The sequence below is a fragment of the Halomonas sp. MCCC 1A11062 genome (assembly GCF_021404355.1).
GTDB lineage: Bacteria > Pseudomonadota > Gammaproteobacteria > Pseudomonadales > Halomonadaceae > Halomonas > Halomonas aerodenitrificans.
In genome coordinates, this window is the sequence record NZ_JABFTW010000034.1 from 1 (window position 1) to 21,043 (window position 21,043).

21 protein-coding genes are annotated in these 21,043 nt (G+C 62.3%); 7 read left to right on the forward strand and 14 right to left on the reverse strand.

Annotated features, from left to right (window positions below):
* Positions 1–69: 69 nt before the first annotated feature.
* Entirely contained in the window at positions 70–1,029 is a 960-nt protein-coding gene (locus HOP58_RS21425; protein ID WP_234261618.1) for a glycosyltransferase, read from the reverse strand.
* Positions 1,030–1,252: 223 nt separating this feature from the next.
* Between HOP58_RS21425 and HOP58_RS21430 the strand changes: the two genes are divergently transcribed.
* The 3 genes from HOP58_RS21430 (at position 1,253) to HOP58_RS21440 (ending at position 2,983) form a co-directional block, all read left to right on the forward strand.
* Entirely contained in the window at positions 1,253–1,837 is a 585-nt protein-coding gene (locus HOP58_RS21430) for an SIS domain-containing protein (protein ID WP_010626585.1), read from the forward strand.
* 147 nt (positions 1,838–1,984) lie between these two features.
* Positions 1,985–2,659, forward strand: a complete 675-nt coding sequence (locus tag HOP58_RS21435; RefSeq protein ID WP_234261619.1) for an HAD-IB family hydrolase — start codon at positions 1,985–1,987, stop codon at positions 2,657–2,659.
* Between the two features lie 126 nt (positions 2,660–2,785).
* A complete protein-coding gene (locus HOP58_RS21440; protein ID WP_010626587.1) occupies positions 2,786–2,983 on the forward strand; it encodes a GntR family transcriptional regulator in 198 nt (65 codons plus the stop codon).
* On the opposite strand, the gene HOP58_RS21445 is transcribed toward HOP58_RS21440, so the two are convergent.
* The 4 genes from HOP58_RS21445 to ugpB all read right to left on the reverse strand — a co-directional run bounded on the left by HOP58_RS21445 (position 2,952) and on the right by ugpB (position 7,142).
* Positions 2,952–4,001, reverse strand: coding sequence for a sn-glycerol-3-phosphate import ATP-binding protein UgpC (locus tag HOP58_RS21445; RefSeq protein WP_234261620.1), 1,050 nt, complete (start codon positions 3,999–4,001; stop codon positions 2,952–2,954). The genes HOP58_RS21440 and HOP58_RS21445 overlap by 32 nt on opposite strands.
* A 1-nt stretch (position 4,002) precedes the next feature.
* Positions 4,003–4,851 carry a sn-glycerol-3-phosphate ABC transporter permease UgpE gene (gene ugpE / locus HOP58_RS21450; RefSeq protein WP_010626589.1) on the reverse strand — a complete coding sequence of 283 codons (849 nt, stop codon included), beginning with the start codon at positions 4,849–4,851 and terminating at the stop codon, positions 4,003–4,005.
* A 21-nt stretch (positions 4,852–4,872) separates the two neighbouring features.
* Entirely contained in the window at positions 4,873–5,757 is an 885-nt protein-coding gene (gene ugpA / locus HOP58_RS21455; protein WP_010626590.1) for a sn-glycerol-3-phosphate ABC transporter permease UgpA, read from the reverse strand.
* Positions 5,758–5,825: 68 nt separating this feature from the next.
* Complete coding sequence (gene ugpB, locus HOP58_RS21460) at positions 5,826–7,142, reverse strand: sn-glycerol-3-phosphate ABC transporter substrate-binding protein UgpB (protein ID WP_051004599.1); 1,317 nt, start codon at positions 7,140–7,142, stop codon at positions 5,826–5,828.
* Between the two features lie 149 nt (positions 7,143–7,291).
* Between ugpB and HOP58_RS21465 the strand changes: the two genes are divergently transcribed.
* Positions 7,292–9,031, forward strand: coding sequence for a bifunctional diguanylate cyclase/phosphodiesterase (locus HOP58_RS21465; RefSeq protein ID WP_234261621.1), 1,740 nt, complete (start codon positions 7,292–7,294; stop codon positions 9,029–9,031).
* 36 nt (positions 9,032–9,067) lie between these two features.
* On the opposite strand, the gene HOP58_RS21470 is transcribed toward HOP58_RS21465, so the two are convergent.
* The gene (locus HOP58_RS21470; RefSeq protein WP_234261623.1) at positions 9,068–10,489 is read right to left on the reverse strand and encodes a hypothetical protein; all 1,422 of its coding nucleotides are present in this window, start codon (positions 10,487–10,489) and stop codon (positions 9,068–9,070) included.
* 177 nt (positions 10,490–10,666) lie between these two features.
* Here HOP58_RS21470 and HOP58_RS21475 point away from each other — a divergent pair, with 177 nt between their 5' ends.
* A complete protein-coding gene (locus HOP58_RS21475) occupies positions 10,667–11,332 on the forward strand; it encodes an SDR family oxidoreductase (protein ID WP_234261625.1) in 666 nt (221 codons plus the stop codon).
* Between the two features lie 111 nt (positions 11,333–11,443).
* Positions 11,444–12,676: an MFS transporter gene (locus HOP58_RS21480; RefSeq protein WP_083861773.1), complete on the forward strand. Its 1,233-nt coding sequence runs from the start codon at positions 11,444–11,446 to the stop codon at positions 12,674–12,676.
* Positions 12,677–12,682: 6 nt separating this feature from the next.
* Here the strand turns inward: HOP58_RS21480 and HOP58_RS21485 are convergent, their stop codons facing one another.
* The 7 genes from HOP58_RS21485 to HOP58_RS21515 all read right to left on the reverse strand — a co-directional run bounded on the left by HOP58_RS21485 (position 12,683) and on the right by HOP58_RS21515 (position 18,699).
* Positions 12,683–13,315 carry a histidine phosphatase family protein gene (locus HOP58_RS21485; protein WP_010626596.1) on the reverse strand — a complete coding sequence of 211 codons (633 nt, stop codon included), beginning with the start codon at positions 13,313–13,315 and terminating at the stop codon, positions 12,683–12,685.
* Between the two features lie 22 nt (positions 13,316–13,337).
* Positions 13,338–14,153, reverse strand: coding sequence for a phosphonate ABC transporter, permease protein PhnE (gene phnE / locus HOP58_RS21490; RefSeq protein ID WP_010626597.1), 816 nt, complete (start codon positions 14,151–14,153; stop codon positions 13,338–13,340).
* Between the two features lie 52 nt (positions 14,154–14,205).
* Positions 14,206–15,015, reverse strand: coding sequence for a phosphonate ABC transporter, permease protein PhnE (gene phnE, locus HOP58_RS21495; RefSeq protein ID WP_234261627.1), 810 nt, complete (start codon positions 15,013–15,015; stop codon positions 14,206–14,208).
* Positions 15,012–15,845 (reverse strand): phosphonate ABC transporter ATP-binding protein, encoded by an 834-nt coding sequence (gene phnC, locus HOP58_RS21500; protein WP_010626599.1) that lies wholly within the window; start codon positions 15,843–15,845, stop codon positions 15,012–15,014. The genes phnE (HOP58_RS21495) and phnC overlap by 4 nt, the downstream gene beginning before the upstream one ends.
* A gap of 92 nt (positions 15,846–15,937) precedes the next feature.
* Positions 15,938–16,840 (reverse strand): phosphate/phosphite/phosphonate ABC transporter substrate-binding protein, encoded by a 903-nt coding sequence (phnD, locus tag HOP58_RS21505; RefSeq protein WP_234251275.1) that lies wholly within the window; start codon positions 16,838–16,840, stop codon positions 15,938–15,940.
* Positions 16,841–17,021: 181 nt separating this feature from the next.
* Positions 17,022–17,564 (reverse strand): phosphatase PAP2 family protein, encoded by a 543-nt coding sequence (locus HOP58_RS21510; protein ID WP_010626601.1) that lies wholly within the window; start codon positions 17,562–17,564, stop codon positions 17,022–17,024.
* Entirely contained in the window at positions 17,536–18,699 is a 1,164-nt protein-coding gene (locus HOP58_RS21515) for a glycosyltransferase family 1 protein (protein WP_234261629.1), read from the reverse strand. Before HOP58_RS21515 ends, HOP58_RS21510 begins: the two co-directional genes overlap by 29 nt.
* A 465-nt stretch (positions 18,700–19,164) precedes the next feature.
* Here HOP58_RS21515 and HOP58_RS21520 point away from each other — a divergent pair, with 465 nt between their 5' ends.
* Positions 19,165–20,220, forward strand: a complete 1,056-nt coding sequence (locus tag HOP58_RS21520) for a porin (RefSeq protein ID WP_234261631.1) — start codon at positions 19,165–19,167, stop codon at positions 20,218–20,220.
* A gap of 178 nt (positions 20,221–20,398) precedes the next feature.
* Here HOP58_RS21520 and HOP58_RS21525 read toward each other — a convergent pair whose 3' ends face one another.
* Positions 20,399–21,040 (reverse strand): histidine phosphatase family protein, encoded by a 642-nt coding sequence (locus tag HOP58_RS21525; protein ID WP_191223068.1) that lies wholly within the window; start codon positions 21,038–21,040, stop codon positions 20,399–20,401.
* Positions 21,041–21,043 lie beyond the last annotated feature (3 nt).

Here is a 21,043-nt window from a genome sequence, read left to right on the forward strand (position 1 = left end):
CACTTCCAGAAGCTGGAACTGGTCGTCAGCAACGTCAAGTTCCAGGACGGGGAGCAAGTGGTTGATCAATCAGACAGGAATGCGGCCTGATCGCCATCCACCAGATTTGACGATAACTCCCATGGCCTCCAGCAGCACCAACCCCTGGGTTTCGGTGCGTGAGGCGAAGATGAAGGCATCGGCCGCACGGTAGGCGGTCTGCAGCGGGCCGTTGCGCCCCAGGTAGCCAAGAAAGTGCACGGCGTACTCCATGCCGATCTGCCGAGCCCGGCGTGCCAAGGCCGCTCGGGCCGGTCCTTCGCCAGTAATGATCAGGCGCGTATCGGGATGCTCGGCCAGCACCCGGGGCAGCAGGTCGATCAGAAAGGCGATGTTTTTCTCGAAGGCGAGGTGTCCGACGAACAACAGCAGCCGGGCGTTTTTCGGCAGATGGTAGCGGTCGCGGAAGTCATCGTCCTCGACGGGATGACGGAAGCGCTCCAGCGCCAACCCGGTGGGGATGACCGCCACGGGCGTTTTGACGCCATAGCGCAGGAGTGTGTCGTGCATGGCATGCGACGGTGCCACCAGCGCTGCCAGCCGGCGGCACTGCCACACCGAGAGGCGCCGAGCGAGGAAGCGCAGCCAACGGCTGGGTACGCCGCGAACATAGAGGGGGAGATACTCCTCGAACAGCGTGTGGTAGGTGGCCAGGGCCGGAATGCCCAGCCGCCTTGCCAGCGCCACGCCGGCATAGTGGGCGACGAAGGGTGTGTGAATGTGTACCAGATCGAAGTGCTCTGCGGCGAGCCGCGGCGCCAGCTTCATCACCTCGCGATAGTGCATCATGCGATCTTCGGGGGAGCCAGGAACGCCGCGCGAGGAGATCCTCAGTACGTCCGGTTCATCCACTTGCCCCACGGGATAGCCGGGGCAGACCAGGGTGACGGAATGGCCGAGCCTTTGTAGCGCATCGCGGAAGCTGGCAATCGAGGTGGCGACACCGTTGATGCGGGGAAAGTAGACGTCGGAAAGCATCAATATGTTCATGGTTCGGCTCTGCATGGCAGGATGCCTCACCATCCTGCGTCGTCCGAGTGACGCCATGGTGACAGTGTGATTCTCTTCCTGTCACGGTGAGAGCGGGCGCTTTTGCTCTCCCGCTCGGCTACCCCTTGGGGTATCGGCGTGTTATCCCCTTGTCACTTCGATGAGCCAAACTGGCACACTTCATTTTCATGTATCCACAAGGCTGCGAAGTGTCATGAGGGAAATGGAACAGTACGTCTATCAAAGTCTGAATGAAGCACGGGCGGCACTGGATGCCTTGCTAGATGATGGAGAGACCCTACGCACACTTGCAGCAGCTGGGCGGCAGCTCAGTAATACGTTTCGTCATGGTGGACGTGTATTCAGTTGCGGCAACGGCGGATCCATGTGCGATGCCATGCACTTCTCCGAAGAGCTGTCGGGCCGTTACCGGTTGCATCGCAAGGGGTTGCCAGCGGCTTCCATCAGTGACCCGAGTCACCTGAGTTGTGTCGGTAATGATTATGGCTATGATCGGGTGTTCGCTCGCTACTTGGAGGCTCATGGCCGTGAGGGCGATTGCCTGTTGGCCATCAGCACCAGCGGTACGAGTACCAATGTGCTCGCCGCGGCGGATTACGCAAGCCGCCATGGGATCCATATCATCGCGTTGACCGGTCGCCCCGGCTCTACGCTTAGCGAGCTGTCGGACACTGAGATTTGTACTCCAGCAGGGCAATATGCCGATCGAGTTCAGGAGTTGCATATCAAGGTCATTCACATTCTGATCGAGCTGGTGGAGCGGGAGCTGTTTCCTGAAAACTACTGACTGCTCGCCTGTTCACTTCTATGGCCATTTATCGGGTCCATCGAGATGGGCACAGCCGCTCTTGGTAACGCAACCGGTGTCATGCCCTTGTCACTGGACTGACGCAGGCTATGGGGCGTCTTGAAACCCAGGCTTGTGGAGGATGCCATGCACCTTGCCCTGTTCGACCTTGACGATACCCTGCTGGATGGCGACTGCAGCGCGCTCTGGAATGGCTGGATGGTAGAGCGTGGCTGGGTTGATGCCCCGGGCGAGTTTCTGGCCCATGCACAGGCCATGGATGCGGCCTACCATACTGGCCGGCTGCGTCTGGAGAAGTATCTGTCTTTGACCTTGGCTCCCTTGGCCGGGCGCCCTGTGAATGAGGTTGACGCCGAGGTGGCGGACTTCGTCGCGGCGCGCATCCTGCCGCGGCTGTTTGCTCAAGGGCGGGCGCGCATCGCCGAGCACTGCGCTCGGGGTGAGACGCCGATGATCATTTCCGCTTCGTCGCGGCATCTCGTGGCACCGATTGCTGCCGAGCTGGGTATCGAGGCGGTGATCGCCGTGGAGCCGGCGCTGGAGAGTGGGTACTTCACCGGTGGCACTACCGGGATACTCTCCTACCGGGATGGCAAGATCGCTCGCCTCGAGCAGTGGCTGGCGGAAAAGGGCGCTGTCAGCCATCTGACGTTCTATTCCGATTCTCAGAACGACTTGCCGCTACTTGGCCGGGTGGACCGCCCGGTGGCGGTGAACCCCGATGCGGTACTTGCCGAAGTGGCTCGGGTAGAGGGCTGGGAGCGGCTGGACTGGCGACCGTGTGCGGCGCTGGTCGGCTGACTCTGCGTCTCGCTCAGGCTCGAACATTCCGCAGAGCCAACCAATGTTGCACTCTTGATCTCGTACTCCCTGGGCACGTTCTCTATAGTCGATCATTGTTGCCTGCTGGCTGACAGGGAGTGTTACATGAGTGATGCCTACTATCTGCGCCTCACCGATCATCTGCGTGAGCTGCTCAGCAACCCGGAGGCCTTCGAGGCGGGCCGCCTGCCCGCCGAGCGGACCCTGGCGGAACGCTTTCGAACCACTCGGGTTACTTTGCGCCAGGCTTTGGCTCACCAGCCGTCTCCCCCTACACCGTACGTTTGCCGCTCTTGCGGTTGAAGGGATGCAGCGCTTCGCGGCGTACGTAAAAGCGCAGGGTCTCGCCTTCCGCCACCGGAGGCTGGCCGGCGGTGCGAATCACGCTGGGCTGGTCGCTGCCGGCCAGGCGTACGTAGAGGTGGCTCTCGGCGCCGGCGGCCTCGAACAGCTCCAAGGTGGAGTCCACCACCAGGTGTGGGCCACTCGGGGCTTGCATGTGTAGGTCGTCGGGGCGAATGCCGACGATATCGGTACTCTTGGGCAGGTCCCCGAGTAAGCCATTGCCCCTCTCTCGCAGGTAGTCTAGCGGAATCAGGTTCATGGCCGGTGAGCCGATGAAGGTCGCCACGAAGATCGTGGCTGGGCGCGCATAGATCTCCATGGGGGTGCCGACCTGCTCGATGCGCCCGCCGTTGAGCACCACCAGGCGGTCGCCCAGGGTCATGGCTTCGAGCTGATCGTGGGTGACATAAAGGCTGGTGGTCTTCAGACGACGCTGGAGCTGCTTGATCTCCACGCGCATCTGCACCCGCAGCTTGGCATCGAGGTTGGAGAGCGGCTCGTCGAACAGAAAGGCGGCAGGCTCGCGCACCAAAGCCCGGCCCATGGCCACCCGCTGACGCTGGCCGCCCGAGAGCTGGCGCGGCTTGCGCGGCAGGAAGTCCTCGATTTCCAGCATGCGTGCCGCTTCCTGTACTCGTCGTTCGATCTCGCTGCGCTTGAAACCGCGATTCTTGAGGCCATAGGCCAGGTTGTCGAACACCGTCATATGGGGGTAGAGCGCGTAGTTCTGGAACACCATGGCGATGTCACGCTGAGCGGGCTCCAGGTCGTTGACTACACTGTCGCCGATCTCCAGGCGTCCCTCGCTGATCGTCTCCAGCCCCGCCACCATGCGCAGCAGGGTCGACTTGCCGCAGCCCGATGGGCCTACAAGGACCACGAATTCACCATCCGCCACTTCCAGGTCGATGCCCTTTACCGCCTGGACGCCGCCAGCATAGGTCTTCTTCAGGCCTTCCAATTTGATGCGTGCCATCTCACTTCTCCGTCTCGGTCAGGCCTTTCACGAACAGTCGCTGCATGAACAGGATCACCAGCACCGGGGGCAGCGCGGCCATGACCACCGCGGCCATCACCAGGTGCCATTGTGGGTCGCCGTCGGCAGCGGTGGTCATGCGCTGCAGGCCCATGACGATGGTGTAGTAGTCGGGGTCGGTGGTGATCAGAAGGGGCCAGAGGTACTGGTTCCAGCCGTAGATGAACATGATCACGAACAGCGCGGCGATGTTGGTCACCGACAGCGGCAGCAGGATGTCCTTGAAGAACTTCAGCGGCCCGGCGCCATCGACGCGGGCGGCTTCCAGCAGCTCTTCCGGCACCGTCATGAAGAACTGGCGGAACAGGAAAGTGGCGGTCGCCGAGGCGATCAACGGGATGGAGAGGCCGGCGAAGCTGTTGAGCATCCCGAGATCCGCCACCACGCGGAAGGTCGGGATGATGCGTACCTCCACCGGCAGCATCAGCGTGATGAAGATGATCCAGAAGAAGAACAGCCGGAACGGAAAGCGAAAATAGACGATGGCAAAAGCCGACAGCAGCGAGATGGACAGCTTGCCAAAGGTGATGGCCAGCGCCATCACCAGGCTGTTCCACAGCATCTGGCCTGCCGGGGGCGCCCCGGCGCGAGAGAGTCCGGTCTCCCACATGGCACGGTAATTGTCGAGGGCATGACTGCCCGGCACCAACGGCAGGGTGCCGCGCAGGAACTCGCCAGGCCCCTGGGTGGAGGCGACGATGGCAATGTAGACCGGGAACAGTACCAGGGCCACGCCAAGGATCAGAATGGAGTGGGCGAAAAGATTCCCCCAGGGTCGATGTTCGACCATAACGTTGTGTGCCTCTTGGGATCAGTAGTTGACGCGCCGCTCGATGAAGCGGAACTGGATGACGGTCAGCGCGATGACGATGGCCATCAGGATCACCGACTGTGCAGCTGAACTGCCGATGTTCATGCCCACGAAACCATCGGCGTAGACCTTGTAGACCAAGATGTTGGTCGCCTGGGCCGGACCCCCTTGGGTGGTGGCGTGAATGACGCCGAAAGTGTCGAACATGGCATAGACCACGTTGACCACCAGCAGGAAGAACGTAGTGGGCGTCAGCAATGGGAATACGATAGTCCAGAAGCGCTTGACCGGTCCGGCTCCGTCGATGGCGGCGGCTTCGATCAGTGATTGCGGGATCGACTGCAGTCCAGCCAGGAAGAACAGGAAGTTGTAGGCGATCTGCTTCCATGCTGCAGCAATGATCACCAGCAGCATCGCATCCGTTCCAGAGGTGCGGTGGTTCCAGCGGTAGCCCAGCATGTCGAGAACGTAGGGCACGATGCCGATGGATGGGTTGAAAATGAACCACCACAGCACGCCAGCAATGGCAGGGGCGATGGCATAGGGCCATACCAGCAACGTGGTATAAGCGTCGCGAGAGCGAAGCAGTCGGTTGACGGTTGCCGCCAGCAGCAGTGCCGCGCTCATCGAAAGCAGAGTCGTGCCGATGGCGAACACGGCGGTAACCGACAGGGAATTGAGGTAGTAGGCGTCGTCGAAGAGTCGGGAAAAGTTGGCAAGACCCACGAAACTGGAGCTCAGGCCAAAGGCGTCCTCACGCAGCAGCGACTGATAGAGCGCCTGACTCGCCGGCCAGATGAAAAAGACCAATGTGACGATGACCTGAGGGGCCAGTAGCGCGTAGGGCAGCCAGCGCCCGGGGAACGTCATGCGTTTGGTTTGCATGGTATTGCTCGGCAAGGCGAAGGAAAAAGGCGCCCCCACCACTGGGGCGGAGGCGCCATGGCTGTTTCTTATTGATTGGCCTGTTCGAAGTCGCGAAGGAGAGCGTTGCCGCGGCGAGCCGCATCGGCACTGGCCTGTTCCCCGCTCTTGCTGCTTGTCATTACCGCTTCCATCTCCTCGGAGATGATGTCGCGGATCTGCACGAAGTTGCCGAAGCGCAGCCCCTTGGAATTTTCGGTGGGCTCGTTGAGGGTCATTTGTTCGATGGAGATTTCGGTGCCCGGGTTTTCGGTATAGAAACCCTGTGACTCGCTCAACTCCCAGGCGGCATGAGTGATCGGCAGGTAGCCGGTTTTCTGATGCCAGTCGGCTTGCACTTCAGGCTGGGAGAGGTAATCGAAGAAGGCTGCTACGGCTGCGTACTCTTCTTCGCTGTGACCTTGAAGCGTCCACAGGGTGGCGCCACCGATGATCGAGTTCTGCGGGGCACCATCGACATCTTCGTAGTAGGGCAGCATGCCGTAGCCGATCGAGAAATCGGCGTTGGCCAGCACGCCGGCACGGGCTGCCGAGGAGCCGAAGAACATGGCGCATTCACCGGAATAGAACATCGGTGCTGCGTCGTTGCCCGGCCCCGGTCCACCCCAGCGGAATACGCCCTCGTCCTGCCACGCCTTCAGGTTGTCCCAGTGGCGGGCGACCAAGTCATTGTCGAAGACGAATTCGGTTTCAAGACCACCGAAGCCGTTCTCCAACGTTCCCAGCGGAGAGTCATGCATGGCGGAAAAATTCTCCAGCATGACCCAACTTGGCCAGGAGGTCGTGAAACCGCAGTTGGCGGCATCCTGTTCGCGCAACTGGCGCGAATAAGCTTCGATCTCTTCCCAAGTCTGCGGTGCGCCCTCGAGACCCGCCGCCTCGAAGGCGTCGCGGTTGTAATAGAGAATCGGGGTGGAAGAGTTGAAGGGGAAGGAGAGCATGTTGCCGCGGGTATCGGTGTAATAACCCACCACCGCCGGCAGGAAGGCCTCCCGATCGAAGGTGCGGCCATGGTCTTCCATCAACTGGTAGATAGGATAGACCGCGCCTTCCGCTGCCATCATGGTGCCGGTACCCACCTCGAATACCTGCAGGATATGCGGATGCTGGCCCGCGCGGAAGGCAGCAATGGCGCCAGTCATGGTCTCGGTGTAGTTGCCACGATAGCTGGGACGAACTCGATAGTCGTCCTGAGAGGCATTGAACTCTTCTGTAACGGCTTCGAGCATCTCTCCCAGCTCGCCGCCCATGGCGTGCCACCATTGAACTTCGGTAGCGGCATGAACGGAAAAGGACAGTGACGCTACGAGTGCACCTGACATGAAAGCGGTAGAGCGAGGCGACATGAGACTCTCCTTGGGTGATGTCGCCGATAACGCTAGGCTCGTAGCGTGTCAATCAGGTTTCACGAATATGAATAAGCATTGCATAGCGCTGTCATGGTGCTGTCATCTAAACGTTGCAATCTCGCCCTGACACCATTTCAGGGCTGACCATGACGACCTCCGACATCGAGGAGAGCGAGCTCAGAGCGATCATAGAGGGCGAGCGGCTCACGCCATGCTTCCAACCCATCGTCGATGTCGCCAGGCAGTGCGTGCATGGCTACGAGGCGCTGATTCGTGGCCCCGAAGGCTCCAGGCTGCACTCTCCGTTGGCCCTGTTCGAGGTGGCCATTCAGTCGGGCCTGCTGGTAGAGCTCGATCTGCTGTGCCGCCGCCTGGCGATTGCCGCCTTCGTGCGGCTAGGCTTGCCCGGTAGGCTGTTCCTCAACGTGATGCCGTTGACCATCGTCGAGCGGGACTTCAGCGAGGGGTTGACCCTGGGCTATCTGAGCGACCATGGGCTGGCTCCCAATCGTGTCGTCATCGAACTCACCGAACATCTGCCGATCACCGATTACGTGCTGATGCGCCAGGCGGTGGAGCACTATCGCGACATGGGCTTTCAGGTTGCGCTGGACGACCTGGGGGCCGGCCATTCGAGTCTGCGCCACTGGGCCGAGCTGCGCCCCGACTTCGTCAAGCTCGACCGCCACTTCATCACCGGCATCGATCAGGACCCCGACAAGCGGCAGTTCCTGCGCTCGATTCTCGATGTATCGCGCAGCCTCGGTTGCCAGCTGATAGCGGAAGGCGTGGAAACCGCCGAGGAGTACCGCTCGCTGTGGGAGCTGGATCGCAGCCTGTCGCTGCTGCAAGGCTACTACTTTGCCCGTCCCAGCCAGACCCCGTCGCGAGATATCGGCCGCTCACTGCCGGTCGGAGCCTCGGCCCGTCACGGACTGGTACGCAGCGCTCACACCATCATGAAGTCGCTGGCACCGATCGAACCGCGGATGCCTGTACTGGAGTTGAGTGGACGGTTTCGTGGCGAGCCAGGCCTGCGCTGTGTGGCGGTGGTGGAAAACGACAGGCCGGTCGGTGTGGTGCGGCGCAGCGAGTTTCTTACCCTGTTCACCAACCCCTACAGTCATGCCCTGTTCGCCAAGCGTCTGGTGCGGGACATGTGCGATTCACGCTTCGCCGTGGCAGTCGATGAAACGCCGCTGACCCTGCTCAGCCAGCAGCTCACCGACAGTGCGGATGTGCCCCAGGAGGATTTCGTCATCGTCGACGGCGAGGGTCGCTATCGCGGCATGGGTAATATCGTTGACCTGTTGCGCGAGATCACTGCCATTCAGGTGCGTCAGGCGCGCCATGCCAATCCGCTCACCGGCCTACCCGGGAACCTGATGATCAACGAGATGCTGAGCGAATGGCTGGAGCATGGCAAGGTCTTCACTGCCGTCTACTGCGATCTCGACAACTTCAAGGCCTATAACGACGCCTACGGCTATGCGCGGGGCGACCGGGTGATCCTGGCGCTGGCTCAACTGCTCGATGAGCAGGTTGGCAAGACGGGGTTCATCGGTCACATCGGTGGTGATGACTTCATGCTGCTACTGGACGATGCCGGTTGGGAGGCACGCTGTCACCGTATTCTGACAGCATTCGGCGCCATGGCGCCGGACTTCTACGATGCGGAGGATCGCCGAGCCGGCGGGGTACGGGTCGAGAGTCGGCAGGGCCGCGTGACGTTCTATCCCTTCGTCAGTCTGTCGCTGGCGGCAAAGCCGGTAAGTGATGGTCGCGGCTGTGACGTCCTGGCAATATCCGAAGATCTTTCCGAGCTCAAGCAGCAGGCCAAGCGGCAAGCCGGTAACAGCCTTTTCATTGAACGGCGCGGCAGGTGAGAGCCGGCCCCACGACACGCGAGGCCGGCTGTTGCGTTATTCGGCGCTGAGCGAGAGCGTGAAGCTTCCGCTCTCGCTGTTGCCGTAGGCCCGGGCAGTGGCGCGGTAGGTGCCCGCCTCCAGGTGAGTGGCGATGCGCGAGTTCATCCCATCGCCACCGTCATCGTCGCTCAGAAAGAGCCCTTCGCCCTCGAGTTCGAGATAGGCGTCGAAATCGTCAGAATGCAGGTCCAGACGATAGTCGCCGGCCTCCTCGATCACGATCTCATAGACGTTGCGTGCACCCGGCTCCAGCCACGCCTGCAGCGCGCGTCCGCTCTCCAGTTGCCCTTCACTGGCGAGTTCGTCGAGAGCGATGGCGGCCGCACGCAGCTCGAACAGGCCGCTGCCCTGGCCGCTGTGGCTGCGAGCCAGCACGGTGTACTCGCCGGCTTCCAGCGAGCGGATCAGCCGCGCGTTCAGCCCTTCGCCACCATCGTCATCGCTGGCAAAGACGCCATCGCCATGCAGCTCCAGAAAAGCATCGAAGTCGGCCGAGAGCATATCCAGCGTCACCATCGCCGGCGCCTCGAGAGCGAGCTGATACTCCAGGCCATTGCCGCTGAACCAGCCGAACAGCGGCTCGTCGATTGCCAGCTCACCGCTGTTGCGCAGCGTCTCATCGCTGGCCAGCTCATGGGGAGCCAGCTCCAGAGTATAGAGGCCGCTGTCTTGGCCGTAGGCGCTGCGCGCGGTGAGACGATACTCCCCGGGCTCGAGGAAATCGGCGATGCGGGCGTCCAGGTTTCCGGCGCTGTCGTCGTCCTCACGGCGATAGCCATTGGGGCCTTCGAGCACCAGGTAGGCGTCTACGTCGCTGGAGCGCATCTCGAACTGATAGAGGCCGCTCTCCTCGATGGTCACGCTAAAGGTGTCGCCACCGTCCTGCAGCCAGCCGTCGGCGCGGGAGGGCATGGCCAGCGTATCGCTGGTCGTCAGCTCCATCTCCCGGGTGGTGAGGGTGAAGGGGCCGTAGCTGTGCATGTCCTGACCGCTGACTACCACCACGTAGTCGCCGCCCTCGTCGATCCGGCGACGCAGAGAGGTTGCCGCCGAGACGTCGTAATACATGGGGCTCGCGCTGGTGGCGAGCAGCTGCAGCTCGGGATCGTAGAGCGAAAGCGTGCCGTGCAGAGGGCCGCCGAGCTCGATCTCGATCAGGGTTCCCTCTTCGACCGGTAGATGGAAACGCTCGAAGCGGCTGCCATCCTTGCCGTTGAGCTCGCTGGACGAGGTGAGTTCGCTGCGCAGTCGTTCGCCAAGTTGCAAGGCCGGTGTTGAGACGCTGTCGTCCGCTACGGCCTGATCGACGGTCGGGACGGGAGCGGTCGAGTTGCTCGGTACTTGCCAGCCAACGATCAAACCGATGGCGGCGCCGCCTAGGGCGGCAAGGGTAGTGGTGGAGGCGCGATTGGCCATGAAAGCGTCCTTGTTCGATGGCAAGCATCGGTAAGAGGGCCCACGAGGGGGTTACATTGCGTAACCATTATATGCCGGGTCTGCGTTGAGGGATATGTGCTGAATCGGCGCTTGCACTTCGCCAGGCGGCGACCACACTGGTGGCGTTATCACAACACGCAACGAAGGGGAGTCGGGATGTCTTCCACGGTTCTGATTACCGGTGCCAATCGCGGCATCGGCCTGGCGCTGGTGCGCCATTACAAGAAGGCGGGCTGGCGCGTGTACGGTGTCTGCCGCAGCACCTCGCAGGAGCTCGACGAGCTGGCCGATCAGGTCATCGATGGGGTCGACGTGACCCGCACCGAGGACGTCGCACGGCTGGCCGAGGCGCTGGCGGGGCGGCGTCTGGACTTGCTGATCAACAACGCCGGCCTGCTGCGCGATGAGTCGCTGGGCTCGCTCGATTTCGACACCATTCGCGAACAGATGGAGGTCAACGCCTACGCTCCGCTGCGGGTGACCGAGGCGCTGCTCGACAATCTCGGGGCGGGCAGCAAGGTAGCCAACATCACCAGTCGCATGGGGTCGATCGCCGATAACGACTCCGGCGGCCGCTACGGCTACCGGGCTTCCAAGGCGGCGCTCAACGCCTTCGGCAAGTCGTTGGCCATGGATCTCAAGCCCCGCGGCATTGCGGTGGCCCAGCTGCATCCGGGGTACGTGCAGACCCGCATGGTCAATTTCGGCGGGCTGATAACCCCCGAGGAAGCGGTAGCCGGTATCGCCGCGCGCATCGAGGCGTTGACCCTGGAGAACAGCGGGGGGTTCTGGCACAGCAACGGCGAGGCGCTGCCCTGGTAGTCGGGCGTCGAGCGGTTGGCACGACGAAGGCAGTCTTCGTCAATAACGTTGGCTAAAGTCGAAAATTTGTGTGTAGGCTAACGGTTTTGCCTGTCATCACCGGAGCCTGCCATGCCTGCCTTATCTTCCGCCGCTACATCGCCACCCGGCCCCAGGGAAGGTTGGTGGGTATTGGCGGCGACGACCTGGGTGCAGGTGTTATGCAGTGGCGGCATGCTGCTGGTGCCTACCTTGGCACCCCAGATCGCGGCGGCCTTTGGGGTAGCCACTAATCTGGTCGGCCTTCAGGTCAGCCTGCTGTATGGCGTGGCGATGCTGGCCTCGCTGCAGTCGGCGGTGGTGGCGCGGCGCCTGGGCGGCTGCCGGGCCAGCCAACTGGCGATGGCGCTGGTGATGGCGGGCTGCCTGATGGCGCTGCTCGGCACGCCGTTAGCGCTGCTGGCCACGACGCTGCTGCTGGGCCTGGCCTATGGCCTGACCAGTCCCGCGGCGGCGGAGCTGTTGACCCGCTTTACCCCCGCCGAGCGGCGAAATCTGGTCTACTCCATCAAGCAGACCGGCGTGCCCTTGGGCGGTGTGCTGGCCGGCCTGATGGCACCGCCGCTGGCAGCCATCTGGAACTGGCAGGCGGCCTTCCTGGCGGTCGGCACCGCCTGCCTTTTCACCTTGCTGCTGCTTCAGCTGCGACGCGCTTTCTGGGATGCGACGCGGGATGCCAGCGTGCGCATGCAGGGCGGCGGAAGCCTGACCGTGCTTCACCGCTCCCGGGCCATGCTATGGCTGGGTGCCGCCGGCTTCTGCCTGTCGGCGGCACAGCTTTCGCTGCTCAGCTTTGCGGTGGCTTACATGGTGGAGGAGCTGTTGCTGACTCTGGTGGCAGCAGGTGCCGTCATATCGATGGTGCACGTGGCGGGGGTAACCGGGCGCCTGCTCTGGGGCGCCCTGGCAGATCGCTTGAGGGCCAGTCTGCCGGTGCTTTTCGGCCTGGCAGCCGGCATCACCCTGGTGTTCCTGCTGCTGGCGCTACTGAGCGGCTCGCTTCCCATCTGGCTGACCATCGCTCTCATGGTGGTCGCCGGCGCCACGGCCGTGGGCTGGAACGGCGTCTACCTGGCCGAGGTGGCGCGGCGCTGCGAGCCGGGGGAAGTAGGTGAGGCTACCGCCGCCGTGCTAGTGCTGACCTATATGGGGGTGCTGGTGGGGCCGGCACTGTTCAGCCTGATCGTGTGGCAGAGCGATAGCTACGCCGTCGGGTTCCTGCTGCCGACGGCGACAGGCGCGCTGGCGGTGTTCTGCCTGCTGCGCTGTGCGCGCAGCAGCAGGGCGGTGGACGTCGATGGCTGAAGGGCGTTACCGCCCGATCCACTCCACCAGGCTGGTCTCGCCCAGCGCATGGCGCTCATGGCGAATACGGCAGCTAGCGGCATAGGGTAGGTCGAAGGCCAGGATGCGCGAGAGCGGCTGCTCGAGTACCTGGCGCAGTACGGCATTGGTCACGAACAGATGGCATACCACCAGCAAGTGGCTGCCAGTTGGCGTTTCCAGCAGCCCCTGCCAGGCCGCGCCCACTCGCTTGTCGAAAGCCTCGACGCTTTCTCCACCAGGTGGCGACGTCTGGCTGGGGTCGGCCCACAGGGCGGCCTGGCGATCCGTCTCCTTTTCAAGGGCGCGCACTTCGGCGTGGGTCTTGCCCTCCCAGTCTCCAAGGTCCATCTCGGCGAGTGCTGGCTCTATCGTCACCGGCAGGTCGTATTGCTCACCCAGCCATAGGGAGAACTCACGACAGCGGGAGAGCGGCGAGGTAACGATGGCGTCCCACGGCGGATTTCCATCGATCAGCAGGTCGTTGATGGCAGTCTGCATCTGCTGCCAGCCCCGTTCGCTCAAGGGATGGTCGGTGGTGCCGCGCAGCATGCGGCCGCCCACCGGCTCACCGTGACGAATCAGGTCGAGAGTGATCACCTCGGCATTGGTAAAGCGCATGGTCGGTTTCCTGTCGCGGCGGTCAGATGATGGCGTGGCGCACCCGGGCGGAGATCCACTCCGAGGCGAGTACGGTGACGAAGATCATCACGAAGATGACGCTGACCTGATTCCAGGCCAGGCTGTTGATGGCGGCGTTGAGCTGTAGCCCGATGCCGCCGGCGCCCACCAGGCCCAGCACCGTGGATTCCCGGATGTTGATGTCCCAACGATAGACGCTGATGCCGGCAAAGGCAGGCATGACCTGAGGCAGCACGCCGTAGCTCATCACCTGCATGCGTCCGGCGCCGGTGGCGCTGATCGCCTCGACCGGGGTGGGGTGGATCTCCTCGATGGCCTCGTAAAGCAGCTTGCCGATGAAACCGATGGAGCGCAGGGCGATGGCGATGATGCCGGCCAGCACCCCAGGACCGAGAATGGTCACCAGCAGCATGGCCCAGATCAGCGAGTTGATGGAGCGCGACGAGACGATGATCAGCAAGGCGGCGCTGCGCACCAGCGGGTGCGGTGAGGTGTTACGGGCCGCCAGGAAGGCCACCGGGAAGGCCATGGCGATGCCCAGCAGCGTACCCAGAGTGGCGATGTTTAGGGTATCCCACATCGGCTTCCACAGCCGGTGGGCGTAGCTCCACTGTGGCGGCAGCATGCGGCTGATGAGATCGCTGCCCTGGCGGCCGGCGTCCTCGACGAAGACCCACATGGTATTGTCGGAGATCACCTTCCAGCACAGCAAGAATAGGCAGGCGCCGGCCAGCCAGCCAAGATAGCCCAGCCACTGGGCGCGGGTGGTGCGCAGGTGCCAGATGGGCGTGCCCTGCGGAGTCGTCGAGACGGGCATGTGTCAATCCTTTCAGACAAAGACAATGGGCGGCGCGCACACCGCCATCGCATCATTGGGTCCAGCGGCGGATGTAGCTCGAGCTGTACTCACACAACAGCACGATGGCGATGATGATCAAGAGTATTGCCGCCGAGGTGTCGTACTCGTAGCGGCTGATCGAGGTATTGAGGGTGGCGCCGATGCCGCCCGCCCCGACGATGCCGATCACCGCCGATTCGCGAAAGTTGATGTCCAGGCGGTACATCGAGAGCCCGATCAGGCGCGGCATCACCTGGGGTTGTACGGCGTGGTTCATGGTCTGCCACCAGTTGGCCCCGGTGGCGCGAACCGCCTCGACCTGACGCCAGTCCAGATCCTCGATATCCTCGGCCAGCAGCTTGGCCATGAAACCGATGGTGGCGAAGGCCAGCGTGATCATGCCGGCCAGGGGGCCGAAGCCGAACATCACCACGAACAGAATGGCGATGATGATCTCCTGGAAGGTACGCGACACGGTGATGATGCCGCGGCACAGGTAGTAGATGGGCCAGGGTGCGATGTTGCGCGCAGCGCCAAGTCCCACCGGGATCGATAGGGCCACGCCGATCACCGTCGAGGTGACGGTCATGGTCAGGCTTTCGAGAATGCCATTGATGATGTCGCCGCGGCGGCTGATGAAATCAGGCTGGGTGAAAGCGGCCAGGAAGTTCAGCCCGCGACCGGCGCCCTCGGCGACCCGAGTCCAGTTGACCTCCACCGAGGCCAGTGCCAGTACCAGATAGACGGCAAGGCCCAAGACCAATCCCCAACGCAACTTGGGGTTCTCGATCAGCGGCAGCCGTCGCCACTGGCCTGCCTGGGCCTTTGCCTGGCGGCTCATGAGGCGCCACCACTGGCCAGCGTGAGTCGGGAAGCCGGTACCTCACGCGGCGGTGTGCTCTCGCCGATGTCGTCCTGAACTCGGGTATCCCACTCCTCCTCGCCATAGATGGTCGTGAGGGTCTCCGCGTCCAGCTCATTGGGCTTACCGTCGAAGACGATCTCGCCGGCACGCAGGCCAACGATGCGATCGGCGAACTGCTGGGCGAGAGCCACATCGTGAATGTTGATGATGGCGGCCAGATTGCGCTCGGCACACAGCTCGCGGATCAGGCGCATGATCTGACGCGAGGTCTTGGGGTCGAGGCTCGCAGTGGGCTCGTCCACCAGCAGCAGGCGCGGGCTCTGGATCAGGGCCCGGGCGATACCCACCCGCTGGCGCTGGCCACCGGAGAGTGCGTCGGCACGCTTGTCCATGGCGTGCGGTAGGCCGACCCGGTCGAGCAGGCGGAAGGCTTCGGCAATGTCTTCCTGTGGGTAGCGACGCGTGAAGCTGCGCCAGAAGCCGACGTAGCCGAGCCGTCCCGAGAGTACGTTCTCCATCACCGTGAGGCGATCCACCAGAGCGTACTCCTGGAAGATCATGGCCATGGAGCGGCGTGCCCGGCGCAGCGCCGCGCCGGAGAGTCGGGTCAGCTCGGTGTCCTCCAGGCGGATGCTGCCGCTGGTGGGTTCCACCAGACGATTGACGCAGCGAATCAGCGTGCTCTTGCCGGCTCCGGAGGGGCCGATCAGCGCCATGACCTGGCCGCGTGGCAGGGTCAGGTCGATGTCGGTCAGAGCGCGGTCCCCTGTGGGGTAGCGCTTGGTGACCTGGGATAGAGTCAGCATGGTGCAGCTCCCTTCTTTCATGCACGGAGCAGCCGGGGCGTTTCCCCGGCCGCTCTTGTGGTGTCAGGCTGCGGTGCGCAGCCGCTCCCGCATCAGTCGCAGTCGTAGGTGACGCCATTGGCGTCGGCGATGGTGCGGATCACCGACCAGTGCTCTTCATAGGTGATGGGAATGAACTGAGCTTCCCCGGAGTTGGCGAACTCGGCTTCCAGCGGCGTGCCGGACCAGTCGTAGCTGAAGAAGGCCTCCTGGATCTGCTCCTGGAGTTCCGGCTTCAGGTTGTGGGCAATGCCGTAGGCGGTGGTGGGGAAGGTCTCGGAGGTGTAGATGACCTCGTAGTCGCCTTCGTTGATCACACCGCGGGCCAGCATGCGGTGGGCGACCGAGTTGGCAATGGCGGCGGCGTCGTAGTCACGGTTGATCACGCCGAGGATGGAGTTGTCATGCGAGCCGGAGAAGGCGGTTTCGAAGTCTTCGTCGGCCTCCATGCCGTACTCGCTGCGCAGCAGTGCCGAGGGGGCGCGGAAACCAGAGTTTGAGGTGGGCGAGGTGAACGCCAACTGACGACCGGCCAGGTCCTGCATGCTTTCGATGCCGCTGTCCGGGTGGGTGATGATCTCCATCTCGTAGCCGTAGCTACCGTCCTCGGCGGCCATGATGGCGAAGGGACGGAAGCCGCCGCAGTTCACCGCCACCGGCACGCCGCCGGTGTTGAAGCCGGCCACGTGTAGACGGCCGGCACGCAGTGCCTCCTGCTGGGCGGCGTTGGACTGCACCGGGAAGAACTGCACCCGCTTGCCGGTCGCTTCGCCCAGGTGGTCGAGGAAGTCGGCCCAGACGTCGGCATAGACGGCCGGGTCTTCCACCGGGGTGTAGGCGAACACCAGCGTGCTGGGATCGACCCAGCGGGACTCATCGCTGGGGATATCGGCGACCATGTCGCCATCGGCATCGGTGTAGCGCGAGGAGAGGTCGGCGCTGGCCTGAAACGCCATGGTGGTCAGGACGCCGGCAACGGCGGTACGCAGCAGCAGAGGGGAGAAACGTTGGGACAGCATTGTCGATCACCTGTTTTGCGGAAAGGTAGCGAACTGTTACGGCTGCCATCCTGCTGTCTTGGCATTACGACTTGCGGTCCATCGCGTTACGGTTGGGTGACGTCCTCATGAATGCGGCTCAACCCGCCAGATAGAGACTCGTCAGGCCGAAGGCATAGCCAATGGCAGCGCCGGCGGCGACATCGCTGAAGTAGTGCAGGCCCAGGCCGACCCGCGAGAGGGCGATCAGTGCCGCCAGCGGTACCAGCAATGGCAGCAGCCAGGGCGCATGGGCCGCCGTCATCACGCAGAACATCACCGCGTGCATGGTGTGCCCGCTGGGAAAGCTGTAGCGGTCGCGGGCCGGTTCGCCGCACTGGATCAGGTTGACGAAGGTGATGAAGGGGCGCTCCCGGCAGAGGCGCGTCTTGATCAGGCGATAGATCAGGATGGCGACGAGCCCGGTCACGGCGTACTGCAGGAAGAAGGCGAGCCCCGCCTCGGGCTGGAGCCACGGCTGGGCGGCGATCAATGCCACCCACAGTGGCCAGTCGCCCAGGCGGCTGGCCAGGCGCAGGGTGGCCAGCCAAGGCGTGTACAGGCTGAGGTTGGCGAAGCGCTGGCACAGCCGCCACTCCAACAGGTCGAGGCGATCAAATACGGCAGGGGCGCGTGGTCTCATGGTCTATCTCCCGGGCCTGTTGTAAGACGGACAAGAACTTGTCGGCAATGGCGGGCCAGCGGCAGGTCTGGCTGCGCAATTGCGCAGCACGGCCCATCTGAGCGTAGCGGGCGGGTTGCTGGCACAGCGCCACAGCAGCGTCGCGAAACGCCTCGGCGTCGCCGGCGGTCACCGTCACGCCATTAACGCCGCTGTCGATCAGCTCGGCGGCGGCAGCGTGGCGATAGGCCACCACTGCCAGGCCGCTAGCCATGGCTTCCGGTACCACGTTGCCCCAGGTCTCGGAGAGCGAGGGGAACAGGAACATGTCGGCGCTGGCGTAGTGACGAGCCAGGTCTTCGGGTGAGATGAAGCCGGTGAAATGCGCCTCCGGCAACGCCTTCTCCAGGGAGCGCCGTGCCGGGCCGTCGCCGACGATTACCTGCGCCATGTCGGGGCGGGCGCTGCGCATGACGTGCAGCGTCTCGCGCAGCAGGGTGAGGTTCTTCTCGGCCGCAAGGCGGCCGACGTGCAACGCCACCGGGCTGTGCTCGTCGACCCCCCAACTGCGACGCAGCTCGGCGCAGCGTAGCCCTGGTGAGAAGCGCTCCTGGTCGATGCCGCGCCCCATCACTTCCAGACGCTCGAAGCCATGGCCGGCCAAGTCATTAGCCTGCTGTCGGGTGGGTACCAGGTTGGCCTGGCAGCCGTTGTGAAAGTGGCGCAGCCCACGCATCAGCAGCGGGGCGAGCCAGGGTACGCCGTAATCGCCGCAGTAATGATCGAAATTCGTATGCCAGCCGGCCACCAGCGGGATACCCAGGCGTCTGGCCGCACGCCGTGCCGACCAGCCCAGCGGCCCTTGCGTGGCCAGGTACACCACGTCGGGGCGCTGAACCTGCCACAGGCGCTGGATGCGGCGGCCGGCCGGCATGCCGATACGCACGGCACGGTAGCCGGGAATCGCCATGCCAGGCACTCGCAGCTCGGCCTGCATGCCCGGGGTGGGTTCTGAAGCGCTACCGTTTGCCGGCTGCGGGCGGATGAGCTGCAGCGCCATGCCGCGCGCCTGCAGTTCGAGACTCAGCTGCGCCAGGGTGTGGGCGACGCCGTTGATCTCCGGTGCCCAGGTCTCGCTGACAAGACAGATACGCATGGCATCCTCGCCGTGGTGAGCATGACAGTGAGGATGTCAGGCGCGTATGACGAACAGGGGTCTTGGACATGATGAAAGCATGACAGCGGCAGAAGGCAGGCCCTTATTGTCGTTAAGCCGGCAAGCCGGTCGGTGCCAGCAAAAACTCAGTCCGCCAAGAGCAAGTGGCGCCGGAGGCCATACCGTCTGCGTCGAAGGGTTCATGACAAGGCGGCACTGCTTGGCATCGCCGTGTAGGGAAAAGGCAAATTTTTGCATTGGGGATACTTTGCCGAATTTTCTTTAGGTAATTATTTTTTATACGAGTGGCTAAGAAAGTAAGAATTCTGTCACCTGTTTGCCATGCGGTAACGGTAATTTCCCTGCACAACAAAAATAAACATTTCATCCGGTGGCTTAGAAAATGCCCTTTAAAGGGCTGTGAGTCCGCCTTGTCAATTATCCCAAGATCATCAAGGAACCTTCATGTTCAAGAAAACACTCCTCGCTACCTCTGTGGTTGGCGCTTTGGCGGTGTCTGCCATTACCCAGGCGGCAACGGTCTACGACCAAGACGGCACCAAGGTGGATGTCTATGGCCGTATCAACTATATGGTCACGAGCGGAGGAAATCAGGACCTCTCGCCAGGTGCGGAGAAAGTCAGCGGTAGCGAGTTTCAGAATAACGGCTCTCGTTTCGGCTTCCGTGCCAACCATGAATTGAACAGTGACCTCAGCGTCTTCGCGCGTATGGAGTTCCGCTTCAATGCGGACGCTCAGAACACTTCCCCCATGACCATCCGCAACAGCTTCCTGGGCCTGAGAAGCCAGCAGCTGGGAACCGTGACCATCGGGAACTTCGATAGCGTCTACTTCCAGGCGGTTTCCAGCCTGTTCGATGTCTACGAGAATGAAGGATTCATCAGCCTTGACAGCGGCTCGGTGGGCTCGCGTGGCGACACCCTGGCCTACTCCTCGCCGGTGTTCAACGGCCTTCAGGGCCACGTTCAGGTCAAGCACCTGAGCGGCAATGACGCTGTGATTGGTGCCCAGGACAATAGCTCGACGACGTCTGCAGCAGCGGCCCTCAGCTACACCTGGAACGATCTCTACCTGGCAGCGGGCTACAACCAGTCCAAGGATGTCTCCGACCGCGGCGCCCGCTACAATGGCGGCAGTAACAACGCCGCCGGTGAGGACATCTGGGGCATTGCCGCCCAGTATCAGTTCCTGCCCAACTTCTCTGCTCGTATCCGCTACGAGGAGCTGGGCTCGGTCAATGACAATGCGTCCGATAGCGCCAGAAAAGAGATTTTCAGTCTAGGCGCAACCTTCAACTATGGCCAAGGGAACATCTATGCCGATGTCTATGACATTAGCTATGTCGGGGACGAGGTGAGCAGCAATAATCCTTGGGCAATCGGTGTCGACTATCGCTTCAGGCCGATGCGTGTCTACGCTGAAATCTTTGATGCAGATGTCAGCGGTGAGAATATCGACGATAGCCTTCTCTACACCGTTGGTATTAGATACGACTTTTAAGTCGATCTGAAGAGTCCGGCTTTCTCCGCTACCGGACAAAGCCGGATAGGTAAGACTGGCAGTCGTCTTTGATGTTGCTTTTTTAGGTACTGTTTCTACTTTGCCGACAGTGAAACTGTCGGCTTTCTTCGTTCGGAATCGCTTTTTGTAGTGGAAGAGCGTAATGTGTGGTGCTGTTTTACTTAATATTGATACCATGTTGTTCGATCACGCGTATTCCTTTTTGCCCAACCCATAATTTTATCCGGGCACAGTCGCCGACAGAGGCTTCTCCGAGTCCCAGGATGTCGCGGAGCAATAGACGAAATACGCCTCCATGAGTCACTAAGGCTATCTCTCCTTTCGCGCCGTCGGTAAATAGTCTTTCGAAAGCAGCCGTCACCCGCTGTCTGAAGTCGCGATAAGATTCTGCGCCCGTGACAGTCCCCTCCGGGTCTTTTAGCTTGGCGACTTCTTGTGGGTGATGCTGTAGCGCCTCATGCTTGGTCATGCCTGACAGGATGCCGTAACGATTGCATTCCCTGAACTCCGGGAGGACACCACGTGGCACGTCAAGACAATCCGCAATGATGTCTGCCGTTTCCAACGCGCGGTTGAGGGAGCTCGAGTAGACGATCTCCAATGGTGAGTCTTGTAATGCCTGCGCTACGTTGCGGCTCTGCTCTTTACCGAGATCGGTCAGGTAGTCGTCGTAGGCGCCCCCAAATCTGTTCTCGATGTCTCCTGTCGTTTGGCCGTGACGGATCAGATACACGGTTGAACTGCTCAATGGTTGCGGCATGACCATCCACTCCTGATAGCGAATCTTTTCTGTTGCCATGCC

Coding starts and splice junctions, on each gene's coding strand:
- HOP58_RS21440 (WP_010626587.1), top strand. CDS start 2,786: ATGAGTGATGCCTACTATCTGCGCCTCACCGATCATCTGCGTGAGCTG.
- phnC (WP_010626599.1), bottom strand. CDS start 15,845: ATGCTGACTCTATCCCAGGTCACCAAGCGCTACCCCACAGGGGACCGC.
- HOP58_RS21430 (WP_010626585.1), top strand. CDS start 1,253: ATGGAACAGTACGTCTATCAAAGTCTGAATGAAGCACGGGCGGCACTG.
- ugpB (WP_051004599.1), bottom strand. CDS start 7,142: ATGTCGCCTCGCTCTACCGCTTTCATGTCAGGTGCACTCGTAGCGTCA.
- HOP58_RS21475 (WP_234261625.1), top strand. CDS start 10,667: ATGTCTTCCACGGTTCTGATTACCGGTGCCAATCGCGGCATCGGCCTG.
- HOP58_RS21465 (WP_234261621.1), top strand. CDS start 7,292: ATGACGACCTCCGACATCGAGGAGAGCGAGCTCAGAGCGATCATAGAG.
- phnE (WP_010626597.1), bottom strand. CDS start 14,153: ATGCCCGTCTCGACGACTCCGCAGGGCACGCCCATCTGGCACCTGCGC.
- HOP58_RS21435 (WP_234261619.1), top strand. CDS start 1,985: ATGCACCTTGCCCTGTTCGACCTTGACGATACCCTGCTGGATGGCGAC.
- ugpE (WP_010626589.1), bottom strand. CDS start 4,851: ATGGTCGAACATCGACCCTGGGGGAATCTTTTCGCCCACTCCATTCTG.
- HOP58_RS21470 (WP_234261623.1), bottom strand. CDS start 10,489: ATGGCCAATCGCGCCTCCACCACTACCCTTGCCGCCCTAGGCGGCGCC.
- ugpA (WP_010626590.1), bottom strand. CDS start 5,757: ATGCAAACCAAACGCATGACGTTCCCCGGGCGCTGGCTGCCCTACGCG.
- HOP58_RS21425 (WP_234261618.1), bottom strand. CDS start 1,029: ATGAACATATTGATGCTTTCCGACGTCTACTTTCCCCGCATCAACGGT.
- HOP58_RS21520 (WP_234261631.1), top strand. CDS start 19,165: ATGTTCAAGAAAACACTCCTCGCTACCTCTGTGGTTGGCGCTTTGGCG.
- HOP58_RS21515 (WP_234261629.1), bottom strand. CDS start 18,699: ATGCGTATCTGTCTTGTCAGCGAGACCTGGGCACCGGAGATCAACGGC.
- HOP58_RS21445 (WP_234261620.1), bottom strand. CDS start 4,001: ATGGCACGCATCAAATTGGAAGGCCTGAAGAAGACCTATGCTGGCGGC.
- phnD (WP_234251275.1), bottom strand. CDS start 16,840: ATGGCGTTTCAGGCCAGCGCCGACCTCTCCTCGCGCTACACCGATGCC.
- HOP58_RS21480 (WP_083861773.1), top strand. CDS start 11,444: ATGCCTGCCTTATCTTCCGCCGCTACATCGCCACCCGGCCCCAGGGAA.
- HOP58_RS21510 (WP_010626601.1), bottom strand. CDS start 17,564: ATGAGACCACGCGCCCCTGCCGTATTTGATCGCCTCGACCTGTTGGAG.
- HOP58_RS21525 (WP_191223068.1), bottom strand. CDS start 21,040: ATGGCAACAGAAAAGATTCGCTATCAGGAGTGGATGGTCATGCCGCAA.
- HOP58_RS21485 (WP_010626596.1), bottom strand. CDS start 13,315: ATGCGCTTTACCAATGCCGAGGTGATCACTCTCGACCTGATTCGTCAC.
- phnE (WP_234261627.1), bottom strand. CDS start 15,015: ATGAGCCGCCAGGCAAAGGCCCAGGCAGGCCAGTGGCGACGGCTGCCG.